Genomic DNA, 24,332 nt, shown 5'->3' with positions numbered 1-24,332 from the left:
CGTTGTTGAGACTGGCTGATGCGTCGATTAGTAGCAGGCGGGGGGTGGGGGCGAGGCTGGAGTTCCTCCTGAGTCTGGAGTGGGGGCGGCAGGCTCTGGAGAAAGCGAACCCGTGTCTGGCCCTGGGGCAGCACCATCCCATGACGGCAGACGGGCATTCACGTCCGGTGAGGGCGTTTTCGCGGGCTCCCGTTCTGCTAACCCGCTTGTTTGGGAAACGGGCAAGACACGCGTGTTCTCAAGCTGCTGGGCATAGATGACTCGACCGTCAGCCAGGTCATTCCACTGTACGGCATCAGATTGCATGGGGTGTTTGATTTCCAGGCGTAGCCATACTGCTGTCGACCCCACGGGGTTAGGCATACTCAGGGCAAGCTTGGGTAGCAGACGAAGCAAGGAAAGGGGCCCGGGCTTATGGGCGTAGAGTAGATACAAATGCAGTGTGTTGGCCTGGTAAATGTTGGGGCCGCTATGGCTGCTTTGTTCCGCTTGTTGCGCCTGCCAGCCCTGGGTAATGCTGGTTCGCCCCTCATGCAGCCTGGAAGGTCTGCCATGCAATATAAAAGCCTGTGTTGAGGGAGACAGAATCTGGATTTGCCACTGATCGTGCAGTGGCACTTTGGCAGCGGCCAGTGTTTGGCTGAATGCCACGGCAATGGTGTCAGGCCGGGCATGATGCACGCTGGCTTGGCGGGCTGCTTGTAGCAGGCCGTGCTGCAGACGCACGCGTAAGGAGTACAGCGTCAAGACGTCCAGCACCAGCCAGCTGAGCAGAATCATGGCTAGGAGGGCTCCCAGAATGTGAGAGCCCGCCAGGCCCGATTGGCGATGGGATGAGAGAAAGAAATCAGCCATGATGTTGCCATCATGGCTGATTGTCCTTGAGCCTGATAGAAGCACTTGTACCGGCGTAGTGCTTCGTAGGGATCAGGGCTTAGTGCAGGGTGTCATCACCGGGCTGCGTATCCCCTTTATCGACAAACAGAGAGGCGCAATCAATTGCGTCGTATTGATAGGGCTTGCCGCAAAAATTGCAGGACACATTGATCGTGTCTTGCTCTGCCAGCATCTGTTCGATTTCTGCCTGTCCCAGCATGCGCAGCATATTGCTGACCCGTTGACGGGAACAGGGGCAGTGCCAACGCACGGATTGGGGTTCAAAGACCTGCAGGTCTTCTTCCCAGAACAGACGGTGAATAAGGGTATCGCTGTCCAGCTGCAGCAGTTCCTGCGTCTGGACGGTTGAGCCCAGCGCCAGCGCACGCTCCCAGGTGTCCAGGTTCTGAGCCAGGCTGTGGCCACCTTGTGGCGGGATGCGTTGCAACAAAAGGCCCGCGCATCGGTTTTCATCTGCAGCCAGCCACAGGTGAGTATCCAGTTGCTCGGAGGTACGCATATAGGTTTGCAATACCTCGGCAACAGTCTCGCCTTCCAGAGGGACGACGCCCTGATAAGGGCGGAAGTCCTTGCTGCTTTGGCGTGGCGCCAGCACGACGGTAAAGCGGCCCTGGCCCTGTGGATTCAGCAGGGTTTGCAAGGTGCCCGTTTGGGGGACAGGATGATTTTCGCGCAGGGACACGGTAGCGCGGATGTCCATGTCCGAGGTGCATTCGACGACCAGCAGGGCAATGGGGCCATCGCCTTGAATCTGTAGAATCAAGGAGCCATCGAACTTGAGATTGCCGGCCAGCAGCACCGAGGCCGCAACCAGTTCACCCAGCAGGTCGCGGATGCAGGCAGGATAGTGCTGATGCTCCAGACCCATTTGCCAGGCTTGCTCAAGATGAACAATCTGGGCGCGTGTGCTTTGGTCGGCGAACAGGTATTTTTTTAAAATGTCAGTCATGACTTTGCTGTACTACTAAAAAATGAAGAGGCAGCTTGCCCGATCAGGCAGCAGCCGAGCTAACCCGGCTTGGGCGCGCATTGATCAGACGAGTCTTGCTAAGACGGTCGTGCAGGAACTGCTGGTCTTTGTCGAACCAGGTCCAGATAAAGTTCAGAAACGGCGTAAAGACGATAAGCAGGTCTGTGGAGGCAAAACCTGTGTAGCCAGACAGGAGCTGAACCAGCAATGCCCCGAGCAAGGGCAGGGGCCATAGCAGAATATAACGCAGCACCAGGGTGCACAGGGCAGGAATCTGGCCGTGCTCGTCAACCAGGCGTATATGCCAGGTCTTCATGGGCAAGGTTTGACCCACTTTGCGCCAGCACAGCACAAAGTACACCCCCAGAGCAATGAACAGAACGACCTGACGCACATGCCGCAGATCCAGGCCGCTACGGCTTTGGGTCAAGGTATCGAACAGATAGCCAGTGGTAAAAATGACGCCAAACAGCAGAATGGATTCATACATCATGCAGGCAAAGCGTCGCCAGCGGCCTGGGGTAGTAAAGGAGGGTGTCATGGTGCGTCTTGATGCAGGGAAGACTTCCATTATCGCGTATATCGCCTGCTAACGGAATGCTGCCCGTTCAGGGCTGACCAGCAAGGTGTGCTGGGGTCTGGAACACGGCCTGGTGTCGAGAGAAGCGTTAAAAATGTGAGCGGTAACCATGATATGGGGGGCTTGTCCCCATAAACAAGGGCCAAGCCATTTGCATGGTCCTGGCCCTTGTCGCCTTTTACAAGACTGCTTGACGCTTATTCAGCGCTGGCCGAGTCTTCGCTGGCGTCCGAGGCTGCATCGTTATTGCGATAACTGGCCGGAACCATGTCAAAACAGAACAGGCGGCAATCCAGCGCACCGTTATACAAGGGGTAACGGCGCTTGGGTTTGAGGCGCATATGACGTGGCAGCTCCAGGTCGCTGCTGATCATGTTTACGCTCCAGTTGGCAAAGTTCTGCTTGAGGTTACTGGCCCAGCTGGGCCAGAAGTCCTCGTCCTGATGTTCCAGACGCTCTCCGTAAGGAGGATTGGTCACAATCCAGCCAGCTTCTGTTTCGGGGCGAATCTTCAGGGCATCGCCCTGTTCGAAGCGAATCGTCTCCAAGGTCAGGTGCGAGCGCTCCAGGTTGGAACGGGCGGCATCCAGAACGGTGGGGTTGATGTCGTAGCCAATCAGCGGGGTGTCCAGACGAGGGGCGATCATGGAACGCGCTTCGTCCTTGATGTCACGCCACAGACGCTGATCATGGCAGCGCAGGCGTTCGAAGTGGAATGGACGCCAGATGCCGGGAGGAGCCCCCAGAGCCATCCAGGCGGCTTCGATAAGAATGGTGCCGCTACCGCAGAAGGGGTCGATCAAGGGTTTGCTTGGGTCCCATCCTGACAGGACCAGCAGACCGGCTGCCAGGTTTTCACGCAAGGGGGCGTCGCCCTTGTCATGACGCCAGCCGCGTTTGAACAAGGACTCGCCGCTGGTGTCCAGATAGAAAGTGGCCGTGGTCTCGTCCAGGAACAAATGTACCTTGGCGTCGGGGCGCACCGTGTCGATCGAGGGACGGGCACCTTCCAGGTCCCTGAGTCGGTCGCAAATTCCGTCTTTGGCGCGAAGATTGCAGTATTGCAGGCTTTGCATCGGGCTGCGTACGGCCGAGGTATCGACACGCAGTGTGTGTTCGGGGCCAAACCAGCGCTCCCACGGCGTCACACGGGCCAAGGCCAGAATGTCTTCCTCGTTGGTGACAGGAGCATGCGAGACTTCCAGCAAAATGCGCGTCGCCAGTCGTGAGGACAGGTTAGCGCGCATGACGCCAATCCAGTCTGCATCAAAATGACAGCCGGCACGACCGGCCAGAACGTTTTCATAGCCCAGAGCCTGCAGCTCCAAAGCCAGTGCTTCTTCCAGTCCTTGAGGGCAGGGTGCAAACAACCGGTAGCGCTCGCCTTGCAGGGCCTTGACCTGGACACGTTCGTTTTGTTCGATATTGCTATCGGGCAGGCGTTGGCCGGGTTTAGGGGCCTGGGGGCTGTCTACACGCTGAATAGGGGAGACATACTGGGGGAAAGCGTCAGAATCACTGGCCGGACTAAACAGCCCGCTAGGCATATTGCCAGCCGCAGGGCGCTCTGAGGATTCGGAGTTGTCTTTGAAGGTAGGCCGTTCACGCCGTTCACCGGAGAACTCGCGACGCTCACCGGATTGTGGACGGCTGTCGCGGTCGCGGTTGAATGCGGGGCGTTCACGGCGTTCACCGGAGAACTCACGACGCTCACCGGATTGTGGACGGCTGTCGCGGTCGCGGTTGAATGCGGGGCGTTCACGGCGTTCACCGGAGAACTCACGACGTTCACCCGATTGTGGGCGGCTGTCGCGGTCGCGGTTGAATGCGGGGCGTTCACGGCGTTCACCGGAGAACTCACGACGCTCACCGGATTGTGGACGGCTGTCGCGGTCGCGGTTGAATGCGGGGCGTTCACGGCGTTCACCGGAGAACTCACGACGTTCACCCGATTGTGGACGGCTGTCGCGGTCACGGTTGAATGCGGGGCGTTCACGGCGTTCACCGGAAAACTCACGACGTTCACCGGATTGTGGGCGGCTGTCGCGGTCACGGTTGAATGCGGGGCGTTCACGGCGTTCACCGGAAAACTCACGACGTTCACCGGATTGTGGGCGGCTGTCGCGGTCGCGGTTAAATGCGGGGCGTTCACGGCGCTCACCTGAGAACTCACGACGTTCACCGGATTGTGGGCGGCTGTCGCGGTCGCGGTTAAATGCGGGGCGTTCGCGACGCTCACCGGAGAACTCACGACGTTCACCCGATTGTGGACGGCTGTCGCGGTCGCGGTTGAATGCGGGGCGTTCACGGCGCTCACCGGAGAACTCACGACGTTCACCGGATTGTGGGCGGCTGTCGCGGTCGCGGTTAAATGCGGGGCGTTCGCGACGCTCACCGGAGAACTCGCGACGCTCACCCGATTGTGGGCGGCTGTCGCGGTCGCGGTTAAATGCGGGGCGTTCACGGCGCTCGCCGGAGAACTCACGACGTTCACCCGATTGTGGGCGGCTGTCGCGGTCACGGTTGAATGCGGGGCGTTCACGGCGCTCACCGGAGAACTCACGACGTTCACCCGATTGTGGGCGGCTGTCGCGGTCACGGTTAAATGCGGGGCGTTCGCGACGCTCACCGGAGAACTCGCGACGCTCACCCGATTGTGGGCGGCTGTCGCGGTCGCGGTTAAATGCGGGGCGTTCACGGCGCTCGCCGGAGAACTCACGACGTTCACCCGATTGTGGGCGGCTGTCGCGGTCACGGTTGAATGCGGGGCGTTCACGGCGCTCACCGGAGAACTCACGACGTTCACCCGATTGTGGGCGGCTGTCGCGGTCACGGTTAAATGCGGGGCGTTCGCGGCGTTCACCGGAGAACTCACGACGCTCAGCGGATTGTGGGCGGCTGTCGCGGTCGCGGTTGAATGCGGGGCGTTCACGGCGCTCCTGATCGCGCTTTTCTACGTAGGGACGGGCCTCTCGTTGGGCACCGCCCTGGCGGTCCTGCTGCAGGCTGGCTGCTCGGGCGCGTGCACCCGAACGCACGCGGGGTTCCGCGTTGCTGGCTTTCTTTTTGGCGCCTGGGTTCAGGCTTAGTGTCTTGCGTTCAGATTGGTCTGACATGAATAAGGTATTAGAAGGGTTTTATAACCACCAGGATGAGGACCAGCAGCAGAACGATGACCGGAATTTCATTGAACCAGCGGAAGAATACGTGTGAGCGGTTTTGCTGTCCTTGCTGGAACTGCCGCAGATAGCGTCCGCACACACCGTGAAAGGCAAACAGAACCAGAACCAGGGTCAGCTTGGCGTGCATCCATCCCTGTCCTTTGCCTATGCCGTAATACAAAAACAGCCCCAGGCCCGTCAGCAAGGTCAGGACGGCTAGGGGCGCCATGAAGCGATACAGGCGTCGAGCCATGCCCAGCAGCGTTTCATGGGTTTTGGGGTCGTGCTCCTGGGCCAGGTTGACATAAATGCGGGGCAGGTAGAAGAGCCCGGCAAACCAGGAGGTCACAAACAGGATGTGAAAGGTCTTTAGCCAAAGCATCATTTAACCACGCATCTGGCCGTTGCCGTGCAACACCCATTTATAAGTCGTCAGCCCTTCCAGGCCGACTGGACCACGGGCATGAAGACGATTGGTGGAAATGCCGATTTCGGCTCCCAGGCCATACTCGAAGCCGTCGGCAAAACAGGTGGGCAGGTTTACCATGACAGAGCTGGAATCGACTTCACGTTGGAAACGTTCGGCCTGGCTCAGGTTTTCCGTCACAATGGATTCGGTGTGTTCGGAGCTGTACTGAGCGATATGGTCCATGGCTTGATCCATGGAGTCCACAATGCGTACGGCCAGTATGGCCGCGGCAAACTCGGTCTCCCAATCCTCTTCGGTAGCGGGAGCGACATTGGCGACCAGTGCACGGGTCTGCTCACAGCCTCGTAGTTCCACGCCTTTTTCCTGTAGTTGGCGGGCCATTTCCGGCAGGAAAGCCGGTGCAATGCTGCGGTGAACCAACAAGGTCTCCATCGTGCCGCAAATACCATAGCGGTAGGTTTTGGCATTAAAGACAATACGATTGGCTTTTTCCAGATCGGCGAACTCGTCCACGTATACGTGGCAGTTGCCATCCAGATGCTTGATCAGCGGCACGGTTGCTTCGGCGCTCAGGCGTTGGATCAGGCTTTTGCCACCACGCGGCACGATGACGTCTACGTAGTCATTCATGGTCACCAGCAGGCCGACGGCATCGCGGTCGGTCGTGGGCACTACTTGCACGGCGTCTTTGGGCAATCCGGCGCGCTCCAGACTGTTGGAAATAATCTGCGCCAAAGCCTGGTTGGAGTGGAATGCTTCGCTGCCACCGCGCAAAATCGTGGCATTGCCCGATTTCAGGCACAGGGCGGCGGCGTCAATGGTCACGTTGGGGCGCGATTCGTAAATGATGCCGATCACGCCCAATGGCACGCGCATCTGGGCGACGCGCATGCCGTTGGGGCGAGTACGCGAGGCGCTGATCTGTCCGACCGGATCGTCCATGTCGGCAATCTGACGCAGGCCTGTGGTCATGATCTCCAGGGCACGGTCGGACAGGGCCAGACGCTCGATCATGGCCGGGGCAATCTGACGTTCACGTGCCGCTTGCAGGTCCAGCTCGTTGGCCGCCTGCAACTGGGCTTTTTGTTCAATCAGGGCGTCAGCCATGTAGCGCAGGGCGTCAGCCTTGGCTTTGCCGGTGGCGGCGCGCATGCGGCGTGCAGCAAGCTGGGCACGCTTGCCCAAATCTTGCATCATGGAGGACAGATCGCCGACCTGGGTGGCGGCAGAGGACTGGGTGATATCGTTCATAGCCGTGTAACTCTCCGGTTCAAGAGAGCATTATCGCAACAATTAAGACATTAAGGGGTATTGGACGCTTAGCGACGGGGCGCTTGTGTCGCGACCGCGATACGCATGGTCAGGCGGCGCATTTCTTCCCACGGGTCTTGCTGACGTCCGTTGGGGTGCAGGCCTTTAATCAAACGGTCTATATCGTGGGCGTGCAGAACCGAGGCGGGCCAGCTGTGGGGCGGGATGCGATCCAGCGCCTGGCGTACCAGTTTTTCACGCGGACCGAAAATGCGGTATTGACGAAACAGGTTGGATAAATCCATCCCTTGCTGACGCGCTTGCGACAGGCGCGCCAGGGTGCGGACCTCTTCACCCACGGCCCACAAGACCAGAGGCAAGGCCTCGCCTTCTGCCTGCAAGCCATCCAGTATGGTGAGCGCCCGTTGGCTATGGCCCGCCAGCATGGCGTCGCGCAGATCAAACACGCTGTATCGTGCCACATTCAGTACCGCGCTCTCCAGTTCTTGCTGGGTGAGCTGTCCAGGTGGGTAAATCAGGGCCAGTTTCTGGATTTCCTGATGCGCAGCCAACAGATTGCCCTCAACCTTGTCAGCCATCCATTCCAGGCTGTTGCGCTCCAGGCTTTGGTCCTGAGCCTGGAGGCGCTGGGCAATCCAGCCCGCCAGGGAGTGGCGACTGATGGGCTGAATTTCAACCCAGTAGGCCGCTTGTTCCAGAGCTTGACACCATTTGCTGTTGCGCGTGGCCTTGTCCAATCTGGGCAGTTGGATCAGAAAGCTGGTGCCGTCCATCTGGCCACCGCTAATCAGTTCGCACAGTTTTTGCAGGGCGTCGCCCCCCGGTTTGCCGGGTTTGCCACTGGGGATGTTGATATCCACCAGCTTTTGATCGCCAAACAAGGAGATGTTCTGGGCCACCGCAAATAGCTGGGACCAGTCTGCGCGTGCATCCAGCGTAAAGCTGCTGCGTTCTGTAAAACCATCCTGACGGGCACGGGCGCGTACCGCGTCGGCTGCTTCAACCAGCAAGAGGGGCTCGTCGCCAGACACCACATAAAGTGGTTGGAAAGCGGCGGATGGCGTAGCCAGTTCGCGCAGCAAGGTGTCGTGGTCGGCCCTGCGTCCCATACTTACAACGGCGCCTGTTCTCGCGCGGGCAGCAGTTCCATCTCTTCCATCGAGCTGGCCTCGGGCTGACTGCGCAGGAAGTGGTAGGCGCTGGCGACATCGGGAGAGCTCAGGCGGCGCACGATTCGGTTGATCAGTGACTGTTCCATGTCACGGAAAATCATCTCGATCTCGCTGTCTTTGGCCTGAACCGCTTCAGCGTCATAAGGCACCTCTCGAATCACGTTCAAGGTGGTGGGAGGCAGGATGGGGCGGCCCTTGGCGTCCAGCAGTTCAAACACGAAGGTCAGCTGCAGTTCGTACTCTTCCACCTGACCTTTGGCGTTGATGGAGATCTCACGTTGATTACGGTTGAGCGAGAGCTGTTGCAAGAGGGCCTCTGCCTCTTGCGGGCGCTCAACAAAGCGGGTCTGCGGCGAGCTGGCCGATAAAGTGCGGCGCAGGTTCGCGCCAAAAGCGCTGTTGTCCGTAATGTTCGTGTATAGCGTGTCAAACGGCAGCGGAGACACGCCTTTCAGATGGAAACCGCAGGCGGTCAACACCAGGCTGAGCAGGACGATCAGGCCCGCCAGTCCCCAGAACCTGGGTGCAGGAGCAGACATGGAGCTGGAAGAAAACAGGCGGGCTGAGTGCATGATTAACCTACGACGTTAACGAGTTTGCCGGGCACGACGATAATGCGTTTGGCAGGGCGGCCTTCCAAATACTTGAGCACGGCGGCGTGTTGGGCAGCGGCTTGTTCAATGGCGGCTTTTTCTGCTCCCTGAGGCACGACCAGTGAGCCGCGCAGCTTGCCGTTGACTTGCAGCATCAGTTCAATTTCGTCGGCAATCAAGGCCTGTTCATCAACGTCGGGCCAGGCTGCATCGAGCAGATCACCCAGCGTATCAGCCCAACCCAGCTCACGCCACAACTGCCAGGTGATGTGGGGGACAACCGGGTACAGAACACGCAACAGGATGGAGGTGGTCTCGGCCAGCGCACGTTGTGCTGCCGGTGTGTCTTCCCACTGCGTCTGTTCCAGCGTGTTGAGCATTTTCATGCACGCCGAAACAACCGTGTTGTATTGAATGCGCTCGTAATCGTAATTGGCTTGCTTGAGCAGCGAGTGAATTTCCAGGCGTGCGCGCTTGGCAGCGGCGTCCAGATCACTCCAATCGGTAGCTTGGGCGTTGCCGGCGCGCAGCGCATCGGCGTGGTTGTAGCAGAAGGCCCACAGGCGACGCAGGAAGCGGTTGGCGCCATCCACACCCGAATCAGACCACTCCAGCGTCTGTTCTGGCGGGCTGGCGAACATGATGAACAGGCGGGCGGTGTCCGCACCCAGCGTGTCGATCAGGGATTGAGGGTCCACGCCGTTGTTCTTGGACTTGGACATGGTGCCAATGCCGTTGTACTGCACGGGCTGACCATCGCTCTTTAAGCGGGCACCGATAATCGCGCCTTTTTCGTCGTAAACGTTTTCGACAGTTTCAGGCCAGAAGTATTCGATACCCCCTTGTGGGGTGCGGCGGGTGTAGCTGTGGTTCAGCACCATGCCCTGGCACAGTAGGCGGGTGAAGGGCTCGTCAATCTTGACCAGGCCCATGTCGCGCATGACTTTGGTCCAGAAGCGGGCGTACAGCAAGTGCAGCACAGCGTGTTCGATACCACCGATGTACTGATCCATGGGCATCCAGTAATCGGTGCGTGGATCGGTCATGGAATCGTTCAGATTGGGTGTGGTGTAGCGCAGGAAGTACCAGGACGAGTCCACAAAGGTGTCCATGGTATCTGTTTCACGGCGTGCGGGTTTGCCACAAGAAGGGCAAGCGCACTTCAGGAAGGCGTCATGCTTGTTCAGCGGGTTGCCGCTGCCATCGGGAATCAGCTCTTCGGGCAAGACCACGGGCAGATCTTTTTCTGGAACAGGAACCGGTCCGCAATCGTCGCAGTGGATGATCGGGATCGGGGTGCCCCAGTAACGCTGACGGGAAATGCCCCAGTCGCGCAGACGATAGGTGGTTTGTTTTTCGCCCAGTTCCTTGGCGTTCAGGTCTGCGGCAATGGCATCCACGGCCGCGACGTGCGTCAGGCCGTCGTACTTGCCGGAATTGATGGTTTGACCTTGCTGCTTGTCGCCGTACCAGTCTTGCCATTGGGTGGCGTCGTATTCCTTGCCTTCTACCCCAATGACCTGATTGATAGGCAATTGGTACTTCAGGGCGAAGGCGAAGTCGCGCTCGTCGTGAGCAGGCACGCCCATCACGGCACCGTCACCGTAGCTCATCAAGACATAGTTACCGACCCAGACAGGAACGTCCGCGCCCGTCAGGGGGTGCTTGACGCTCAGGCCGGTCGGCAGACCTTCTTTTTCGCGGGTAGCCATGTCGGCTTCCGTGGTGCCGCCTTTCTTGCATTCTTCAATAAAGGCCGTCAGCTCGGGATTGTTGCGGGCAGCCAGGGCAGCCAGCGGGTGCTCAGGAGCAACCGCACAGAAGGTAACGCCCATGATGGTGTCCACGCGGGTGGTGAACACGTACAGACGACCGTCCTGAATCAGTTGGCCTTGCTCGTCACGAATGTCGTGAGGGAACGCAAAGCGTACGCCCTGGCTCTTGCCGATCCAGTTCTCCTGCATCAGGCGTACACGCTCGGGCCATCCGGGCAGGCCGGTTTTCACGGTATCCAGCAGTTCTTCGGCGTAATCGGTAATGCGCAGGTAGTAGCCGGGGATTTCACGCTTTTCAACCAGCGCACCGGAGCGCCAGCCACGGCCTTCAATAACCTGTTCGTTGGCCAGAACGGTTTGGTCCACTGGGTCCCAGTTCACCGTCTGGGTCTTGCGGTAGGCAATGCCTTTTTCCAGCATCTTCAGGAACAGCCACTGGTTCCATTTGTAGTATTCGGGATCGCAGGCACACATTTCGCGCGACCAGTCGATTGCCAGCCCCATCGCCTGCATTTGCTTTTTCATGTAGGCGATATTGTCGTAAGTCCACTTGGCAGGCGGCACTTGTGACTTGATGGCGGCGTTTTCGGCGGGCATGCCAAAAGCATCCCAGCCCATGGGCATGAGAACGTTAAAACCGCGCATGCGTAGCTGGCGCGCCATCATGTCGTTGATGGTGTAGTTGCGCACGTGGCCCATGTGTAGCTTGCCACTGGGGTAGGGCAGCATGGAGCATGCGTAAAACTTGGGTTTGAGCGAGCCATCCGGAGCGGTGGCGTTCTCGACGGCACGATAGGCGTCCCGATCGGTCCAGTTTTGCTGAGCGAGTTGTTCGACCTCGCTGGGGTTGTAACGTTCCTGCATGAGTGGCAATACCGTTTTAGACAGAAGTAAAGGAGTATCCGCCATTATACGGGGCAAATCTCGCTGTGGACGGCTGCAAGGCGGGCAGTGTGCATGAGCGTAATGGCAGACAGGAGGCGGGCCTGTCACAGCAGCCTGTGAAGGGCAAAAAAAACCCCTGCAGGGCAGGGGCTTTTTTGAAAACCAATCCGCTGCAGGAGCGGGCGCGAATTAACGCAGCTTGGTTTCTTTGTACTCGACGTGCTTGCGAACGACGGGGTCAAATTTCTTGATCACCATCTTTTCAGGCATGTTGCGCTTGTTTTTGGTGGTGGTGTAGAAGTGACCCGTACCGGCGGACGATTCGAGTTTGATTTTTTCGCGTATACCTTTTGCCATGATGAGCTCCTGGTTAAATGTTTAAGAAGCGCAGCTTAGTACTTTTCGCCGCGGGAGCGCATTTCGGCCAGAACGGAGTCGATACCGTTCTTGTCGATGGTGCGGATAGCGTTAGCGGAAACGCGCAGGCGAACCCAGCGGTTTTCACTTTCAACCCAGAAACGACGGGATTGCAGGTTTGGCAGGAAGCGACGCTTGGTCTTATTGTTGGCGTGCGAAACATTGTTGCCCGACATTGGGCCTTTTCCGGTCACTTGGCATACGCGTGCCATGGTCATACCCCTTGAGATCTAAATCAGCCTCCGCTAAACGAAAAAAGCCGCGGGCGATTGTAAAATTAGGATCGTGTTAACCCCAGTGCTGGGGTACAAAGAAGATTATTCTAATATGGAAAAATCACTTAGATCAAGTTTTACCGTGCTTTCCTTGCTGCATTGCGGCCAAACAGCCACGATAAGACACCACAGCCGGCCAGGACCGCGGTCAGGGGCAGGGCATCGGGAGATGCCCAACTGCTGACTGCAAAACCGGCCAGGGCGCCACATAGCATTTGCAAGGCTCCCATCAGGGCGGAGGCGGTTCCCAGGCGATGGCCCTGTTCGGACAGGGCCAGGGCGGCGGAGTTGGGGTTTACAAAACCCTGACACGCCATAAAGCCCATTAAGGTCACCATCAACCAGGTCAGGTCCAGCATGCCTAGCAGGGTCAAAATGGCACCCAGCAGGGTAAAGATCACCTGCAGTCCCTGTGCCACGCGCAACAAAGTGGGTGGGCTATACGTATTGAGCAAACGGGCGCTGATTTGAGAGAAAACAATCAGACAGGCGGCATTGGCGCCAAAATAAAAACCGAAATGACGCGGCTCGACAGAAAATAAATCAATAAAGACGCGGGGCGATCCGGCGATATAGGCAAACATGCCCGCAGAACTGAAACCGGCAGCCAGGGAATAAAACATGAAGGGCCGGTCGCGCAGCAAGGCGCTGTAATTATGAGCGATCAATTTAGGTTGCAATGGCAGCACACGCTCGGGAGCGAGCGACTCTTTCATGGTGAAAAAAGTCAGCAGCCAGAGCAAGATGCCACTGCCGGTCATGAAGAAGAAAATGCCTCGCCAGTCACTGAACAGCAGGATCTGGCCGCCGATCAGAGGCGCCAGAATAGGCATCACTCCCATGATAAGCATTAGCATGGACAAGGCGCGGGCGGCTTCCCGGGTTTCAAAGCGATCGCGGATGACCGCGCGTGGGATCGCCATACCGGCCGCGCCCCCAAAGGCCTGGATAATGCGCCAGACAGTAAGCTCATCAATCGTGCTGGCGCGAGCACAGAAAAAAGAGGCCAATGTAAAGAGCAGGACGCCAAGCAGCAGCGGCCGCTTACGCCCGAAGCGGTCTGCCATGGGGCCATAGACCAGTTGCGCCAGGCCCACGCCCAGCAGAAAACCGGCCAGCGTGCGCTCTACCATGCCCGCCGAGGTATTCAGGCCCTGGGCCATCGCCGGGAAGGCGGGCAGGTACATATCAATGGCCAGGGGGCCCAGGGCAGTGAGCAGCCCCATCAAAACGAGCCAGGGAGGAAATGCAGGAGAGTGGTTGCGTGTCATCGGGCCAAGTATTAAGGTGAGGCAGATCCTGGCCGAGAGCCTGAACCCACTACCGTCTGCCGCGCATCAATACAAGCCGATGCAAAGGGTCAAAGGCAGGCAGTTTAGCATGGGGGACGATCAATTTCGGCGTAAGTGCTTTAGGTTTGAAGTACACGGTCCGTGACTTTGGTGCAACGGATTTAGGGTCAAGATGTATTAGGCTACAGGATTGACGGCTTACGGGCGGTGTGTCGACACAGATGACACATCGTCATCTTTGTTTGTTTACATACAAGGAGGCGAAGTTGAGTTCAATTTCATCAATGGTCCAGGCCAAACTCGATCAGCTCAGCATTCCGGTTCGGCTGACCCTGCCTAGCGGGGAGCAGGTGGGCGATGCCAATGCGTCAGTGCATCTGAGCATCAAGGACAATGCGACGCTGGCGCAGTTGGCTGCCGGACAATCGGGTCAGTTGGGCGAGGCCTATGTGGAAGGGCGCATGGATTTTGAAGGCTCCATGCGGGATCTGATGCAACTGGCCGCCGATATTTTGCCCGGTTCGCCTGTTGATGCAGCCCAAGCAGGCTGGCTGACTTCGATCATCAAGCACTTGACCTCCGTGTGGCGTCACACTCAGGAAAAGGACGCCAGGCAGATTCAGTTTCATTATGATTTGTCGGACGACTTCTATGCCTTGTGGCTGGACCCTCGCCGGGTCTATTCCTGCGCTTATTATCGTGAACCGGACATGACACTGGCGCAGGCTCAGGAAGCAAAGCTGGATCTCATTTGCCGCAAGCTGCGTTTGCAGCCCGGCGAGCGCTTTCTGGATGTAGGGGCCGGATGGGGTGGATTGTTGATGTGGGCCGCCGAAAACTACGATGTGGATGTAACAGGCATCACCCTGTCTCGTAACCAGCATGCCTATGTGAACGGGCTGATCGAGCAAAAAGGCCTGTCGGGCCGGGCCCGCATGATGTTGCTCGATTATCGCGAGCTGGATGAACTCAAACCGTATGACAAACTGGCGTCGGTGGGGATGTTCGAGCATGTGGGCCGCGCTCAGCTCAGCGCTTATTTTGACAAGCTGCGGCGTTTGGTAAAGCCAGGGGGGCTGATTCTCAATCATGGCATTACCGCCGGTGGGGTTGACAATAGCCAGCTGGGAGCGGGAATGGGCGACTTTATCGAGAAATATATTTTTCCCGGTGGAGAGCTGACCCATATCAGTCACGTCTTGCGTCACTTGGCCGAGGGAGGTTTGGAGGGGCTGGATATTGAGAATTTGCGCCCTCACTATGCCCGTACCTTATGGGCCTGGAGCGACGCCTTGGAGAAACAGTTGGATAAAGCCAGGGCAACCCTTAATTCCGAGCAGGGGGAAAAGTCCCTGCGTGCCTACCGGGTGTACTTGGCCGGCTGCGCGATGGGGTTTGAGCACGGCTGGATTGCGCTTCATCAGGTTTTGGCTCAGGCACAAAGCGCTGTCAGGGCGCAGGAGCTGGATTACGCGCCGAACTTGATGTACCCATGGCGCCGGGATTATATGTACCAGCGCTAACCTCTTGTTTTAAATGGCAAATGGCAAGGTTTGATGCCTTGTCATTTGTTTTTCTCGTGCACGTAACGACCCTGGCAGCGCTTCGTTCCTGAGATTTTGAATTAATAAGTAACAAAAAAAAATTCATAAAATGGCTAAAACCACGTCAAACAAGGGTTTTGTTGTGTTTTTACCATTGACATATTCGCTGTTTTTTAGGTTTTTATACGGTAAGAATTTGTTTTTGATTGCAAAGGGCCGTAGAATGGCCTCCTTATCAGATTCATCAATTCGATTCAGAACCGCCCGAACAGCGTGTTTTGTTCGCAGCAATCATCGCCCCGCGCGGTGTAACCCCGGCCCAGCCGTGTTGTTTCGGTCAAGGCAGGGAGCGGTAGGAAAAAGGGGCTTGACCCCCTGACCGTTCCGGGTTTTTCGTGAGTGCCTGGCACTCGCTCTTTACGTAGGTATGTATTGGCGATAAGAGCATCGTCTTCCGCACACCCCTTTAGCCTTGGCGCCGACTGATCATGCAGGACGCGTCCACAGTAACTCAAGGAGGAGCATCATGTCTTCATACTTCCCTCACGCCGGTGCCAAGTCGCGCTTGCACCGTTTTCCCCTGATTCAAGCCTCTGTGCTGACCAGCCTTCTGCTGGGGCTGTCCTCTGCCGCGCAGGCGGCAAGTCCGGCAGCCTGCGAGCTGGACCGCGCAGTCCGCTTTGGTGGCATGAATTGGGAATCGAATCTGGTCCTGACTGAAGTTGAGCGTTTTATCGCTGACAAAGGTTATGGCTGCAAGACCGAGGTCGTCTCGGTCGAGACGCTCCCGGCCTTGGCTGCACTGGAGCGAGGCGACCTGGATGTCAACTCGGAAATCTGGCTCAACAGTGTGGCTGACCCCTGGAAACAGGCCGAGGCCAAGGGAAATGTAAAACGTATTGGCGACATCTATATGGGCGGCGAAGCCTGGTTCATCCCACGCTATACCGCTGAGCGCCTGCCCGAACTGAAGTCGGCAGCCGACCTGCCCAAATTCAAGGATGAGTTCAAGGACCCGGAAGAGCCTGGTAAAGGCCGTTTTTATGGCTGCCCGGCAGGCTGGGGATGTGAAGTGGTCAGTGGCAATTTGTTCAATGCCCTGAAGTTGGGGGATACCTACACCTTGTTCTCGCCCGGTACCGGTGCCACCCAGAAGGCTGCGCTGACTTCTGCGTATCAGCGCAAGGAAAACGTGGTGTTCTACTACTGGTACCCCACGCCACTGGTGGGCTCCATGGATCTGGTCAAGCTGGAACTGCCGGCTTACGACGAGAAAAAGCATGGGTGTCTGACCGACCCCAATTGTGCCAATCCAGAGCCTAGTGACTACCCCGAAAACCCGGTATTCACGGCCGTGAATACGGAATTCTCCAAGCAGGCTCCCGAACTGACGGCTTTCCTGGCCAATGTCAGCATGCCCCTGGAGCTGATGAACGAAACCATGGCGCACATGGAAAAAACCGAAGGTGAACCCGAAGATGTGGCGCACTGGTTCTTGAAAGAACACGAGGACACCTGGTCCAAGTGGGTGCCTATGGAAGTGGCTCAGCGCGTAAAAGCCGCTCTTTAGTATTCGTGATGGTGTAGGGCGAGGCCGGCCTTGGTGGCTGCATCCTGTCTGGGTGCAGGAACCGAGCCGTACCTCGCTTTTCTGCCTGGCCCGTCCTGGGTCGGCAGGATCATGGCCGGGCCACAAGCCCGCGCTGCAAGCACGAGTTTTACGGAGTGTTTTTTATGTTTCCTGAGTTGATTGATCCGCGCGCCTTACGTTTGCCCATCGATCAGTTCGTTGGCGATCTGGTGGCCAATTATTCCAGTACCCTGCGGGCCATGACCCAGCCCCTGCTGGATATGCTGGTTTTCATGGAGTCGGTCCTGCGCAGCAGCCCTTGGTGGGCCGTGGTGCTGGTGGTGGTTCTGCTCGGTTGGCTGGCCAGCCGCCGTGTGCTGTTCTCCGTGGCCATGGGGGCCATGTTGTTTGTGATCGGCCTGATTGGCCTGTGGGATGCGGCCATGCAGACCCTGGCGCTCATGATTGTGGCCGTTTTTCTGTCTGTGCTGATAGGCATACCGCTGGGTTTGCTGATGGCCAGCTTCAATTGGCTGCGTCGTATCATGATGCCGGTGCTGGATGTGATGCAAACCATGCCCAGCTTTGTGTATTTGATCCCCGTGGTGATGTTGTTCAATCTGGGCAAGATCGCCGCACTGATTGCCACGATTATTTATGCCATTGCTCCCGTCATTCGCCTGACCGATCTGGGTATACGCCTGGTCGACAGCGAAGTGCTGGAAGCCTCTCGCTCTTTCGGCTCCAATCGTTGGCAGCAGCTCTATGGCGTGCAATTGCCTCTAGCCATGCCCAACATCATGGCCGGCATCAACCAGACAACCATGATGGCCCTGGCCATGGTGGTGATCGCCTCCATGATTGGTGTGCGCGGGCTGGGCTACGAAGTGCTGCAAGGCATTAACCGCCTGCAAGTGGGCCGTGGCCTGATGGCTGGCCTGGGTATTGTGCTGCTGGCCATCCTGTTTGACCGGATTACGCAAGAGTTCGGCCGTCGCTTTCAGACTCGGGAGGCCTCATGAGCAAGATTGAAGTGCGCAATATTTACAAGATCTTCGGCTCTCAACCCGAGCGCTGGCTCGATGAGGCTCGCAAAGGTGTGCGCAAGGACGAACTGCTGGCAAAAAGCGGCCATACCCTGGGCTTGCGTGACATCAGCCTGTCTATTGAGCACGGCAGCATTTACGTCATTATGGGCTTGTCCGGTTCGGGCAAGTCCACCTTGATCCGCCACTTCAACCGGTTGATTGAGCCAACTGCCGGGCAGATTCTGGTGGACGATGTGGATGTGATGAGTCTGGACGGCAAGGCACTGATGCAGTTCCGTCAGCAAAAGATCAGCATGGTCTTTCAGCGCTTTGGCCTGTTTCCGCATCGCACCGTGCTGGAAAATGCGGCCTATGGCCTGCAGGTACAAGGCATGGGGCGCGCGGCTCGCGAAGAAAAAGCCACGTATTGGCTTGAGCAGGTTGGGTTGCAGGGCTTTGAAAGGCAGTATCCGCACCAGTTGTCTGGCGGTATGCAGCAGCGTGTGGGTCTGGCTCGTGCCCTGGCAACCGATGCCGACATCCTTTTGATGGATGAGGCCTTCTCGGCTTTGGACCCCTTGATTCGGCGCGAAATGCAGGATCAGTTGCTGGAGCTGCAGGCTCGTTTGAACAAGACCATTGTGTTCATTACGCATGATCTTGACGAGGCCCTGCGATTGGGGAACCGGATAGCCATTCTGAAAGATGGCGAGCTGATTCAGGAAGGGTCTCCCGAGGACATCCTTCTGTCACCGGCCAGCGATTATGTTCAGGCGTTCCTGCAGGACGTGAACCGCAGCAAAGTGCTCAATGCCGCCCATGCCGTGCGCGATTCCAGCAAGACCCTGACCTTTACCATGCGTACCCGGGCGGTTCATGCGCTTGAGCGTTTGAGCGAGCGCGGCGTGCGTTATGCACCGGTGCTCGATGGCAAACGCTTGGCGGGCGTGCTGATGCGTTCGCGGGCGCAGGAAGCTGTGCAGCAAGGTGCGCGGGATATTTCCGCGTTCGTAGATGAGATGAGTTCGGTACCCGCCACCATGGGACTGGATGAGATTCTCGGTCAATTGTTGCGTAGCAGCGAGCCCTTGGCGGTTACCGGTGAGAACGACGAGTTTCTGGGTTTGCTCTCGCGCAGCAAGGTAGTGGATCTGGTTAGCCCACTCATTGATGCGGTCGAGGCATCACCCAACACCGTCAAAGACGATACTGCGGCAGTTCTGGAGGCCATTGAGGGCAGCCAAGTGCGTTGACGAACGTGTTGTTGTGCTCGCAGCAAACAAGAAAAGGGCCTGTTTCCTAACAGGCCCTTTTCTTGCTGGGTTCTTCGTGCTGCAGGCAGTACCGGATGGGTTTGTCGGCCCCCACTGGTAGGGGTGCCTGTTCCTCCCAACTCAGGAGCGCCTTTACCCGCCCTTTTATAAGTGCGGCGAGCTCAAGGCGCTAAGCGGCAGCCTCTTGCCTATTGATGGGTGCAAGTCTTGCGCCGCGCGGGATTGTAGAGACGCAATATGTGGCTGTACCAGAACAGCAGCAGCAAGGCGGAGGCTCCCAATCCCAGACTGGCCATGGTCCACAGGCTTGCGGCGCCTAGGGGAGCGCCTGGTGCCAGCCATTGAATGATACTGTCCAATGCTCCGGCGCCTGGGCCAAAACCAAACCACCAGCCTCCACCCAGCCCCAGCACGCTCAAGGCGAAAAACTGCAGCAGCATGGGTACAAAAGCCACTTTGTAAGCGCGCAGCAGATAGGAGATCAGGCACTGGAACGCATCGCAAAAGTGGAAGAAAGGCAGTAGCTGCAGCAAGAGCAGGGCCAGCAGGGCGACATCGGGATCGTCGGTGTAGGCATTGGCCAGGCTGGGTCGCAGCAGCACCAGCAAGGTAATGGTAAGGGCAACCCCGGCCAGTACGATGGCCAGGCTTAACATGCCCACATGGCGGGCACGATGAAACTGTCCCGCGCCAATCGCCTGTGCGCTGACTGAGGCGGCTGCTACGCCCACTGCCATAGGCACCATAAAGCAGACGGCGGCCAGATTGGCCATGATCTGGTGAGCGCCAGACGCAAATACACCTTCACGCGCGACGAGCAAGGCCATGAAGCTGAAGGCGCAGATTTCAATCAGGTAAGAGCCGCCCATGGGCAGACCCAGGCGCAGCAGTTCTTTCTGTGCTGCCCAGGTGGGCAGGCCCAGTTTGAGGCTAAAGGGTTGGTAATAGCGGTCGGCACGTAGCAGCCATAGGCCGGCGGCCAGCATCAGCCAGGACACGACCGTGGTCGCCAGACCTGAGCCTACGGCACCCATTGCCGGCAAACCCAGTTTGCCAAAAATCAGCACCCAGTTGAATAGAGCCTTGAAGGCCACGCTGAACAGGTTGATCAACATGACCGCCTTGGGATGCGAGGTTGCCGTCCCCAGGCAGTAAATTGTCCTGAATACCAGAGCGGCAGGCAAGGCCAGTATCAGGCTGCGCAGATACCAGGTGACCCGCTCATGAACCTCAGGGCTCAGGTCACCTGACCAGCGCAGCCATATATCCGGAAACGCCAGCCCCAAGGTGCCGATCAGGGTGAGCAAAAGAGCCAGCCATACTCCTTGCCCCCACCAGCGGCCCACTTCTGTAAGGCGGCGTGCGCCAAATTGCTGGGCAATGATCGGGATCAGGGCGTGGATGACCCCCATTAAACCGATAAAAACGGTGATGTAAATGGAAACGCCCAGGCCCATGGCCTGCAGGTCTATGGCGCTGCTGTGGCCAACCATCACCGTATCCAGAACGCCAAAAGCGATACCTGCCCAGGAGCCGACCAGCACGGGCCAGGCCTGGCGCAGGATCTGGCCTGCCTGACCCTTCCAGTTGTGATGAAACACGGAGGACATGATGAAAACTTAGTGAGCCTGTATGCGCAGCAGACGAAATGCTTCGTGACGATCTGGCCCGCGTTTGCCTTGCCAGAGCTGGACGGCATTGTCCGGAATAGGGGCCTTGCCGTCCTGCAGATCGCGCAAGGAGAACTGTTCCAGTACCAGGGAGCAGCGATTGTCGAAGTTGATGTTGATGTTGTCAAACACCAGGAAGGAGGCCCGTTGTCCCGAGCCCAGTCCCCAGGAGCGCAGGCATTCGCCGGGCTGCTTGTGTTCACGCAAAGCCGCGGACAATTCGCCAGACACTTCGCGGTAACTACGTACGTAGTCTAACGAAGGCATCCACAGCGTGACCAGCAGGAGCCAGGTCGTAATCAGGCCACCCGCCGACAAGACGGTACCGCGCAGCAAGCCAGGCGGATTGCTTGACAGGCGCCAGCGCACCAGCGCAATCCAGGCAAGCGTGCCGAGCACGGCAATGATCATGACCGGCCAGGAGATGAACGTGTCGTATCCCTGGGTCTGGCGGGCAATATTGTGTGAAATCTGCCGTGGCCAGCCCGTTTGCTGGGCGATCCAGCCCAGCCAGACCGTGGCTGCCGTCAGTGAGAAACACATGATGGCAAACCAGTCCAGGGTGTTGATGACCCCCCGACGCAAGGTGGGCAGCGAGAAGGCAGCCAGAATGGCGCAGGGAACCACCAGCAAGGCATATTCTGGCTCGAAAGCATCGCGCATGAAGAGCAGGCTGAGCAAGGGGACCAGAAAGCTGATGGCGGGCACATAAATGTGGGGCGCCTTGAGCCAACTGCGCCATTGCCACAGCGCCAGCAAGGCCAAAGGCCAGATCGGCCAGAGGAACCACAGCAGATCGCGCAGGTTGTTCAACTGCTCCTTGAAGCCGGCCCACCCCCAGGCGGCCAGATGCCAAAGACGCCATTGCTCGGTCCAATACACGCTGACCCGTTTGGCGGGTATCCACCATGCCATGATGATTGCCAGCGTCAGGACGGCACTGAGGGCCAGCCATTGGCTATGCTGGCGCAAGGGGCCCCGGGGAATAAAGCACAAAACGGTTGCCAGCATGATGGGGCCGGCTCCCAGCCAGCCACGGGTCAGGAAGCAGGCGCCCAGGGACAGGCCCAGCATGATCGCCCCCGATGCCGGGCGGTCGAACATGCGCACCAGGCTGTATAAAGCCAGTGCCTGCAAAGCGATGATGGCCGGCACTTCCGAGGTTTCGTGCATGCGCCAGATGATGCCCACGGTTGCAACGGTCAGCAGCAAGGTGGCATCGGCAATCATGCGTCCATATGCGGTGGAGGACGGCTCGCCTCCGAAGGGCAGACGCAGCGGTTGAGCCTCTGGGCGGCGGGCCAGCCAGTATGCACTGTGCCAGACCGAGGCCGCCAGCATGCCGAACCACAGCAGATTGGGCAGGCGGGATGCCACGATGTTGGCATTCAGCTCGGAGGTGAAGAGTTTGAGCAGGGGGGCAAAGAGCGTGATGAACAGGGCACCCAGCCAGGTGCTCAGTGGGCCGTCCTGGGCATGGGCCAGATCTCCTACCTGGGGCAACAACAGGGCCTGACCGCTGGGGTCAGACAAAGCGGTCAACATGGTCGCCAGCCCGATGACATCGTCTGCTTTCCAGGGGTCACGAAAAAACAGGCCCGCAAGAATATAGATGGTCCCAACAACAAGAAGAACCAGGCGGGGGAGTTTGACGGCAGCGGTGGCGGTCAGGCGGGCAGGGGTGGAGGTGGGTATGAGGCTGGATGACACGTCTAGGGTAAAACAGTCTGTTGATTCGCCCTATCTTAATGCAAAGGGGGCGCCTTGGCCGCGAAATTTGCGGTAAAAAAGGACCCCCACGCAGCGCCTTGGGCTTGCGCTCCACCTCGCGGCCTGAATGCGGCTTGGATTCGCCAGGCACACAGCAGTTCGCAATGAGCTGTTGTGTATCCGGACTCATCCCCGAGGGGGCTATTGACCTTGGGGCGGCCCGGCGGATAAAAAAAGGCAGCCAAAGCTGCCTTTTTGCGCTGAACGCGGTATGCCGAGAAAGAGAGCTTATTCGCCTTTCTTGACGGTACCAGCCGTACGGGCAAAACGGGCGCGGAATTTTTCAACGCGGCCAGTTTCCACGATACGGGTTTGAGCGCCCGTGTAGAAGGGGTGCGACTCGGACGTCACGTCACACTTGAACAGCGGGTAGGTCTTGCCGTCTTTTTCGGTGGTTTCGCGAGTCTGGACGGTGGAACGGGTGATAAAGGAGTTGCCCGTTTGCAGGTCCAGAAACACCACGTCACGGTATTCTGGGTGAATGCCTTCTTTCATGATGATTCCTGTTTTGACAAGTTAGGACCGCCAGCAAGGCACGTATCTACAAAAAATGGCGTAAAGCAGGGCTCACGTCCTCGTCCTGTAAATACCGGCACTAAAAAGCTAGAGGACTGTTTTTTTAACCGGGTTTGTAAAGCGCCCGATTGAATAATGCCTAAAGACTTTTTGCCACGTATCCGATAAAGCCTGAAATTTTAGCATTGAGCAGGCGCTTTTCAAAGAAAACTCGGCAAAAGCGCGGCACAAGTGCAACAAGGCGTGGATTGAACCGCCCCGTGTCTGCCTGGAAAGCACGCAAAACCGTGCCTGGCCGTGCCGCAGAGAAGTGGCAGCTCTATGTGTTCGAACACGGGATGCCTAGTGCTGGTGGCGGGTGCTTCCTATCGTGCGGACGAGGTCGAGTCGAGAAGGTCAGTGGATGGTTGGCAGTTCGCGTCCTGCTGTCAGTCCAGAGAGCGGAGAATGGCACGAACCGGACTCGCATCTGCCTGAATCAGGGCCAGAGGCAAAGCGATGAGCTCGTAGTCGCCCGGAGCAATTTCGTCCAACACCAGATTTTCGAGCACGCGCATAGCATGATGACGTAGGACCTGATGACTTTCCAGTGTCTTGCTGCTGGCCGGATCGACGCTGGGCGTGTCGATGCCCACCAGTTGTATGCCCTGGTCGGCTAATAATTGCAAACTTGAAGGGGCGAAGGCTGTGAAATGATCGCTCCAGGCATCGTACTTGGCCTTGGCGGTGGTACTGACCAGGATGCGCGGCGGGCAATTGCTCAAATGAGGCAGCAGATCGGCTGGCTCGATCAGTGGGCGGCCATGACGGGCGTGGATGACGCGGCAGGGTCCCAGAAATGGCTCCAGCGCCATGTGGCCGGCACTTGGGCCGTGAGGGTCGTAGTGCAGGGGGGCGTCGGCATGCGCCCCCAGATGGGTAGACAAGCGGATTTCCGCCACATTGACCGGGCAGTGGGTGTCCAGGGTGGCTGTCCAGCGTTGCTGGTAGGCGGTGTCACCGGGGAAAACCGGCGATCGATCACTGACAGGCGGGGAAATGTCCCAGATCGTACGCATGCTGTGCTCGCTGCTGCTAAAAGAAGTAAGAGTCAGTGTAGAGGATTCCCGGCCCATCGGCGTGGCGGTGCGCTTGGCTCTAGCCTGATCCGGGCGACAACGTGACAAGGTCCTGTATTGGGCATCGAAATCAGCGCATTACCCAGTCTCACTGCACGGGGTGCCACCATTGTGCGCTGTAAA

The 24,332-nt window shown here is 58.1% G+C and carries 20 protein-coding genes; 4 read left to right on the top strand and 16 right to left on the bottom strand.

The window, feature by feature from the left end:
* Positions 1 to 27: 27 nt before the first annotated feature.
* The 12 genes from ACOZ42_RS11295 to ACOZ42_RS11240 all read right to left on the bottom strand — a co-directional run bounded on the left by ACOZ42_RS11295 (position 28) and on the right by ACOZ42_RS11240 (position 13,653).
* The gene (locus tag ACOZ42_RS11295; RefSeq protein ID WP_426345136.1) at positions 28 to 855 is read right to left on the bottom strand and encodes a hypothetical protein; all 828 of its coding nucleotides are present in this window, start codon (positions 853 to 855) and stop codon (positions 28 to 30) included.
* Between the two features lie 79 nt (positions 856 to 934).
* On the bottom strand, positions 935 to 1,846 hold the full coding sequence (hslO, locus tag ACOZ42_RS11290; RefSeq protein ID WP_003800884.1) for an Hsp33 family molecular chaperone HslO: 912 nt from the start codon (positions 1,844 to 1,846) through the stop codon (positions 935 to 937).
* Positions 1,847 to 1,889: 43 nt separating this feature from the next.
* The gene (locus ACOZ42_RS11285; protein ID WP_426345135.1) at positions 1,890 to 2,408 is read right to left on the bottom strand and encodes an RDD family protein; all 519 of its coding nucleotides are present in this window, start codon (positions 2,406 to 2,408) and stop codon (positions 1,890 to 1,892) included.
* A gap of 236 nt (positions 2,409 to 2,644) precedes the next feature.
* Positions 2,645 to 5,563 (bottom strand): THUMP domain-containing protein, encoded by a 2,919-nt coding sequence (locus ACOZ42_RS11280; protein WP_426345134.1) that lies wholly within the window; start codon positions 5,561 to 5,563, stop codon positions 2,645 to 2,647.
* A gap of 10 nt (positions 5,564 to 5,573) precedes the next feature.
* Positions 5,574 to 5,990 (bottom strand): CopD family protein, encoded by a 417-nt coding sequence (locus tag ACOZ42_RS11275; RefSeq protein ID WP_003802776.1) that lies wholly within the window; start codon positions 5,988 to 5,990, stop codon positions 5,574 to 5,576.
* 3 nt (positions 5,991 to 5,993) lie between these two features.
* The gene (locus tag ACOZ42_RS11270; RefSeq protein WP_131070721.1) at positions 5,994 to 7,289 is read right to left on the bottom strand and encodes a glutamate-5-semialdehyde dehydrogenase; all 1,296 of its coding nucleotides are present in this window, start codon (positions 7,287 to 7,289) and stop codon (positions 5,994 to 5,996) included.
* 68 nt (positions 7,290 to 7,357) lie between these two features.
* Complete coding sequence (gene holA, locus ACOZ42_RS11265; RefSeq protein ID WP_003802778.1) at positions 7,358 to 8,419, bottom strand: DNA polymerase III subunit delta; 1,062 nt, start codon at positions 8,417 to 8,419, stop codon at positions 7,358 to 7,360.
* A gap of 2 nt (positions 8,420 to 8,421) precedes the next feature.
* Positions 8,422 to 9,054 (bottom strand): LPS assembly lipoprotein LptE, encoded by a 633-nt coding sequence (gene lptE / locus ACOZ42_RS11260; protein ID WP_003802779.1) that lies wholly within the window; start codon positions 9,052 to 9,054, stop codon positions 8,422 to 8,424.
* 2 nt (positions 9,055 to 9,056) lie between these two features.
* Positions 9,057 to 11,714, bottom strand: coding sequence for a leucine--tRNA ligase (leuS, locus tag ACOZ42_RS11255; protein WP_059317982.1), 2,658 nt, complete (start codon positions 11,712 to 11,714; stop codon positions 9,057 to 9,059).
* A 210-nt stretch (positions 11,715 to 11,924) separates the two neighbouring features.
* Positions 11,925 to 12,092 (bottom strand): 50S ribosomal protein L33, encoded by a 168-nt coding sequence (rpmG, locus tag ACOZ42_RS11250; protein WP_003802781.1) that lies wholly within the window; start codon positions 12,090 to 12,092, stop codon positions 11,925 to 11,927.
* A 35-nt stretch (positions 12,093 to 12,127) separates the two neighbouring features.
* Positions 12,128 to 12,364, bottom strand: coding sequence for a 50S ribosomal protein L28 (rpmB, locus tag ACOZ42_RS11245; protein WP_003802782.1), 237 nt, complete (start codon positions 12,362 to 12,364; stop codon positions 12,128 to 12,130).
* Positions 12,365 to 12,504: 140 nt separating this feature from the next.
* Positions 12,505 to 13,653, bottom strand: a complete 1,149-nt coding sequence (locus ACOZ42_RS11240; RefSeq protein WP_336579275.1) for a Bcr/CflA family multidrug efflux MFS transporter — start codon at positions 13,651 to 13,653, stop codon at positions 12,505 to 12,507.
* A gap of 350 nt (positions 13,654 to 14,003) precedes the next feature.
* Here ACOZ42_RS11240 and ACOZ42_RS11235 point away from each other — a divergent pair, with 350 nt between their 5' ends.
* From ACOZ42_RS11235 to ACOZ42_RS11220, 4 genes are all read left to right on the top strand, one after another.
* Complete coding sequence (locus ACOZ42_RS11235; protein ID WP_003802786.1) at positions 14,004 to 15,242, top strand: class I SAM-dependent methyltransferase; 1,239 nt, start codon at positions 14,004 to 14,006, stop codon at positions 15,240 to 15,242.
* Between the two features lie 547 nt (positions 15,243 to 15,789).
* The gene (locus tag ACOZ42_RS11230) at positions 15,790 to 16,833 is read left to right on the top strand and encodes an ABC transporter substrate-binding protein (protein ID WP_003802787.1); all 1,044 of its coding nucleotides are present in this window, start codon (positions 15,790 to 15,792) and stop codon (positions 16,831 to 16,833) included.
* Between the two features lie 164 nt (positions 16,834 to 16,997).
* Positions 16,998 to 17,855, top strand: coding sequence for an ABC transporter permease (locus ACOZ42_RS11225; RefSeq protein ID WP_003802789.1), 858 nt, complete (start codon positions 16,998 to 17,000; stop codon positions 17,853 to 17,855).
* On the top strand, positions 17,852 to 19,114 hold the full coding sequence (locus ACOZ42_RS11220) for a quaternary amine ABC transporter ATP-binding protein (RefSeq protein WP_426345133.1): 1,263 nt from the start codon (positions 17,852 to 17,854) through the stop codon (positions 19,112 to 19,114). The genes ACOZ42_RS11225 and ACOZ42_RS11220 overlap by 4 nt, the downstream gene beginning before the upstream one ends.
* 209 nt (positions 19,115 to 19,323) lie before the next feature.
* On the opposite strand, the gene ACOZ42_RS11215 is transcribed toward ACOZ42_RS11220, so the two are convergent.
* The 4 genes from ACOZ42_RS11215 to kynB all read right to left on the bottom strand — a co-directional run bounded on the left by ACOZ42_RS11215 (position 19,324) and on the right by kynB (position 24,149).
* The gene (locus ACOZ42_RS11215) at positions 19,324 to 20,745 is read right to left on the bottom strand and encodes an MATE family efflux transporter (RefSeq protein ID WP_003802793.1); all 1,422 of its coding nucleotides are present in this window, start codon (positions 20,743 to 20,745) and stop codon (positions 19,324 to 19,326) included.
* A gap of 9 nt (positions 20,746 to 20,754) precedes the next feature.
* Positions 20,755 to 22,515 carry an ArnT family glycosyltransferase gene (locus tag ACOZ42_RS11210; RefSeq protein WP_003802795.1) on the bottom strand — a complete coding sequence of 587 codons (1,761 nt, stop codon included), beginning with the start codon at positions 22,513 to 22,515 and terminating at the stop codon, positions 20,755 to 20,757.
* 288 nt (positions 22,516 to 22,803) lie between these two features.
* Entirely contained in the window at positions 22,804 to 23,070 is a 267-nt protein-coding gene (locus ACOZ42_RS11205; protein ID WP_003802796.1) for a type B 50S ribosomal protein L31, read from the bottom strand.
* 449 nt (positions 23,071 to 23,519) lie between these two features.
* Positions 23,520 to 24,149, bottom strand: coding sequence for an arylformamidase (gene kynB / locus ACOZ42_RS11200; protein WP_003802798.1), 630 nt, complete (start codon positions 24,147 to 24,149; stop codon positions 23,520 to 23,522).
* Positions 24,150 to 24,332 lie beyond the last annotated feature (183 nt).

The organism is Alcaligenes sp. HNGD-HTN06, assembly GCF_049932565.1.
In the GTDB taxonomy this organism is placed as follows: Bacteria; Pseudomonadota; Gammaproteobacteria; order Burkholderiales; family Burkholderiaceae_B; genus Alcaligenes; species Alcaligenes ammonioxydans.
This window is presented reverse-complemented; position numbering and strand designations above follow the sequence as displayed.

Coding starts and splice junctions, on each gene's coding strand:
- ACOZ42_RS11295 (WP_426345136.1), bottom strand. CDS start 855: ATGGCTGATTTCTTTCTCTCATCCCATCGCCAATCGGGCCTGGCGGGC.
- hslO (WP_003800884.1), bottom strand. CDS start 1,846: ATGACTGACATTTTAAAAAAATACCTGTTCGCCGACCAAAGCACACGC.
- ACOZ42_RS11285 (WP_426345135.1), bottom strand. CDS start 2,408: ATGACACCCTCCTTTACTACCCCAGGCCGCTGGCGACGCTTTGCCTGC.
- ACOZ42_RS11280 (WP_426345134.1), bottom strand. CDS start 5,563: ATGTCAGACCAATCTGAACGCAAGACACTAAGCCTGAACCCAGGCGCC.
- ACOZ42_RS11275 (WP_003802776.1), bottom strand. CDS start 5,990: ATGCTTTGGCTAAAGACCTTTCACATCCTGTTTGTGACCTCCTGGTTT.
- ACOZ42_RS11270 (WP_131070721.1), bottom strand. CDS start 7,289: ATGAACGATATCACCCAGTCCTCTGCCGCCACCCAGGTCGGCGATCTG.
- holA (WP_003802778.1), bottom strand. CDS start 8,419: ATGGGACGCAGGGCCGACCACGACACCTTGCTGCGCGAACTGGCTACG.
- lptE (WP_003802779.1), bottom strand. CDS start 9,054: ATGCACTCAGCCCGCCTGTTTTCTTCCAGCTCCATGTCTGCTCCTGCA.
- leuS (WP_059317982.1), bottom strand. CDS start 11,714: ATGCAGGAACGTTACAACCCCAGCGAGGTCGAACAACTCGCTCAGCAA.
- rpmG (WP_003802781.1), bottom strand. CDS start 12,092: ATGGCAAAAGGTATACGCGAAAAAATCAAACTCGAATCGTCCGCCGGT.
- rpmB (WP_003802782.1), bottom strand. CDS start 12,364: ATGGCACGCGTATGCCAAGTGACCGGAAAAGGCCCAATGTCGGGCAAC.
- ACOZ42_RS11240 (WP_336579275.1), bottom strand. CDS start 13,653: ATGGGGCTGCTCACTGCCCTGGGCCCCCTGGCCATTGATATGTACCTG.
- ACOZ42_RS11235 (WP_003802786.1), top strand. CDS start 14,004: ATGGTCCAGGCCAAACTCGATCAGCTCAGCATTCCGGTTCGGCTGACC.
- ACOZ42_RS11230 (WP_003802787.1), top strand. CDS start 15,790: ATGTCTTCATACTTCCCTCACGCCGGTGCCAAGTCGCGCTTGCACCGT.
- ACOZ42_RS11225 (WP_003802789.1), top strand. CDS start 16,998: ATGTTTCCTGAGTTGATTGATCCGCGCGCCTTACGTTTGCCCATCGAT.
- ACOZ42_RS11220 (WP_426345133.1), top strand. CDS start 17,852: ATGAGCAAGATTGAAGTGCGCAATATTTACAAGATCTTCGGCTCTCAA.
- ACOZ42_RS11215 (WP_003802793.1), bottom strand. CDS start 20,745: ATGTCCTCCGTGTTTCATCACAACTGGAAGGGTCAGGCAGGCCAGATC.
- ACOZ42_RS11205 (WP_003802796.1), bottom strand. CDS start 23,070: ATGAAAGAAGGCATTCACCCAGAATACCGTGACGTGGTGTTTCTGGAC.
- kynB (WP_003802798.1), bottom strand. CDS start 24,149: ATGCGTACGATCTGGGACATTTCCCCGCCTGTCAGTGATCGATCGCCG.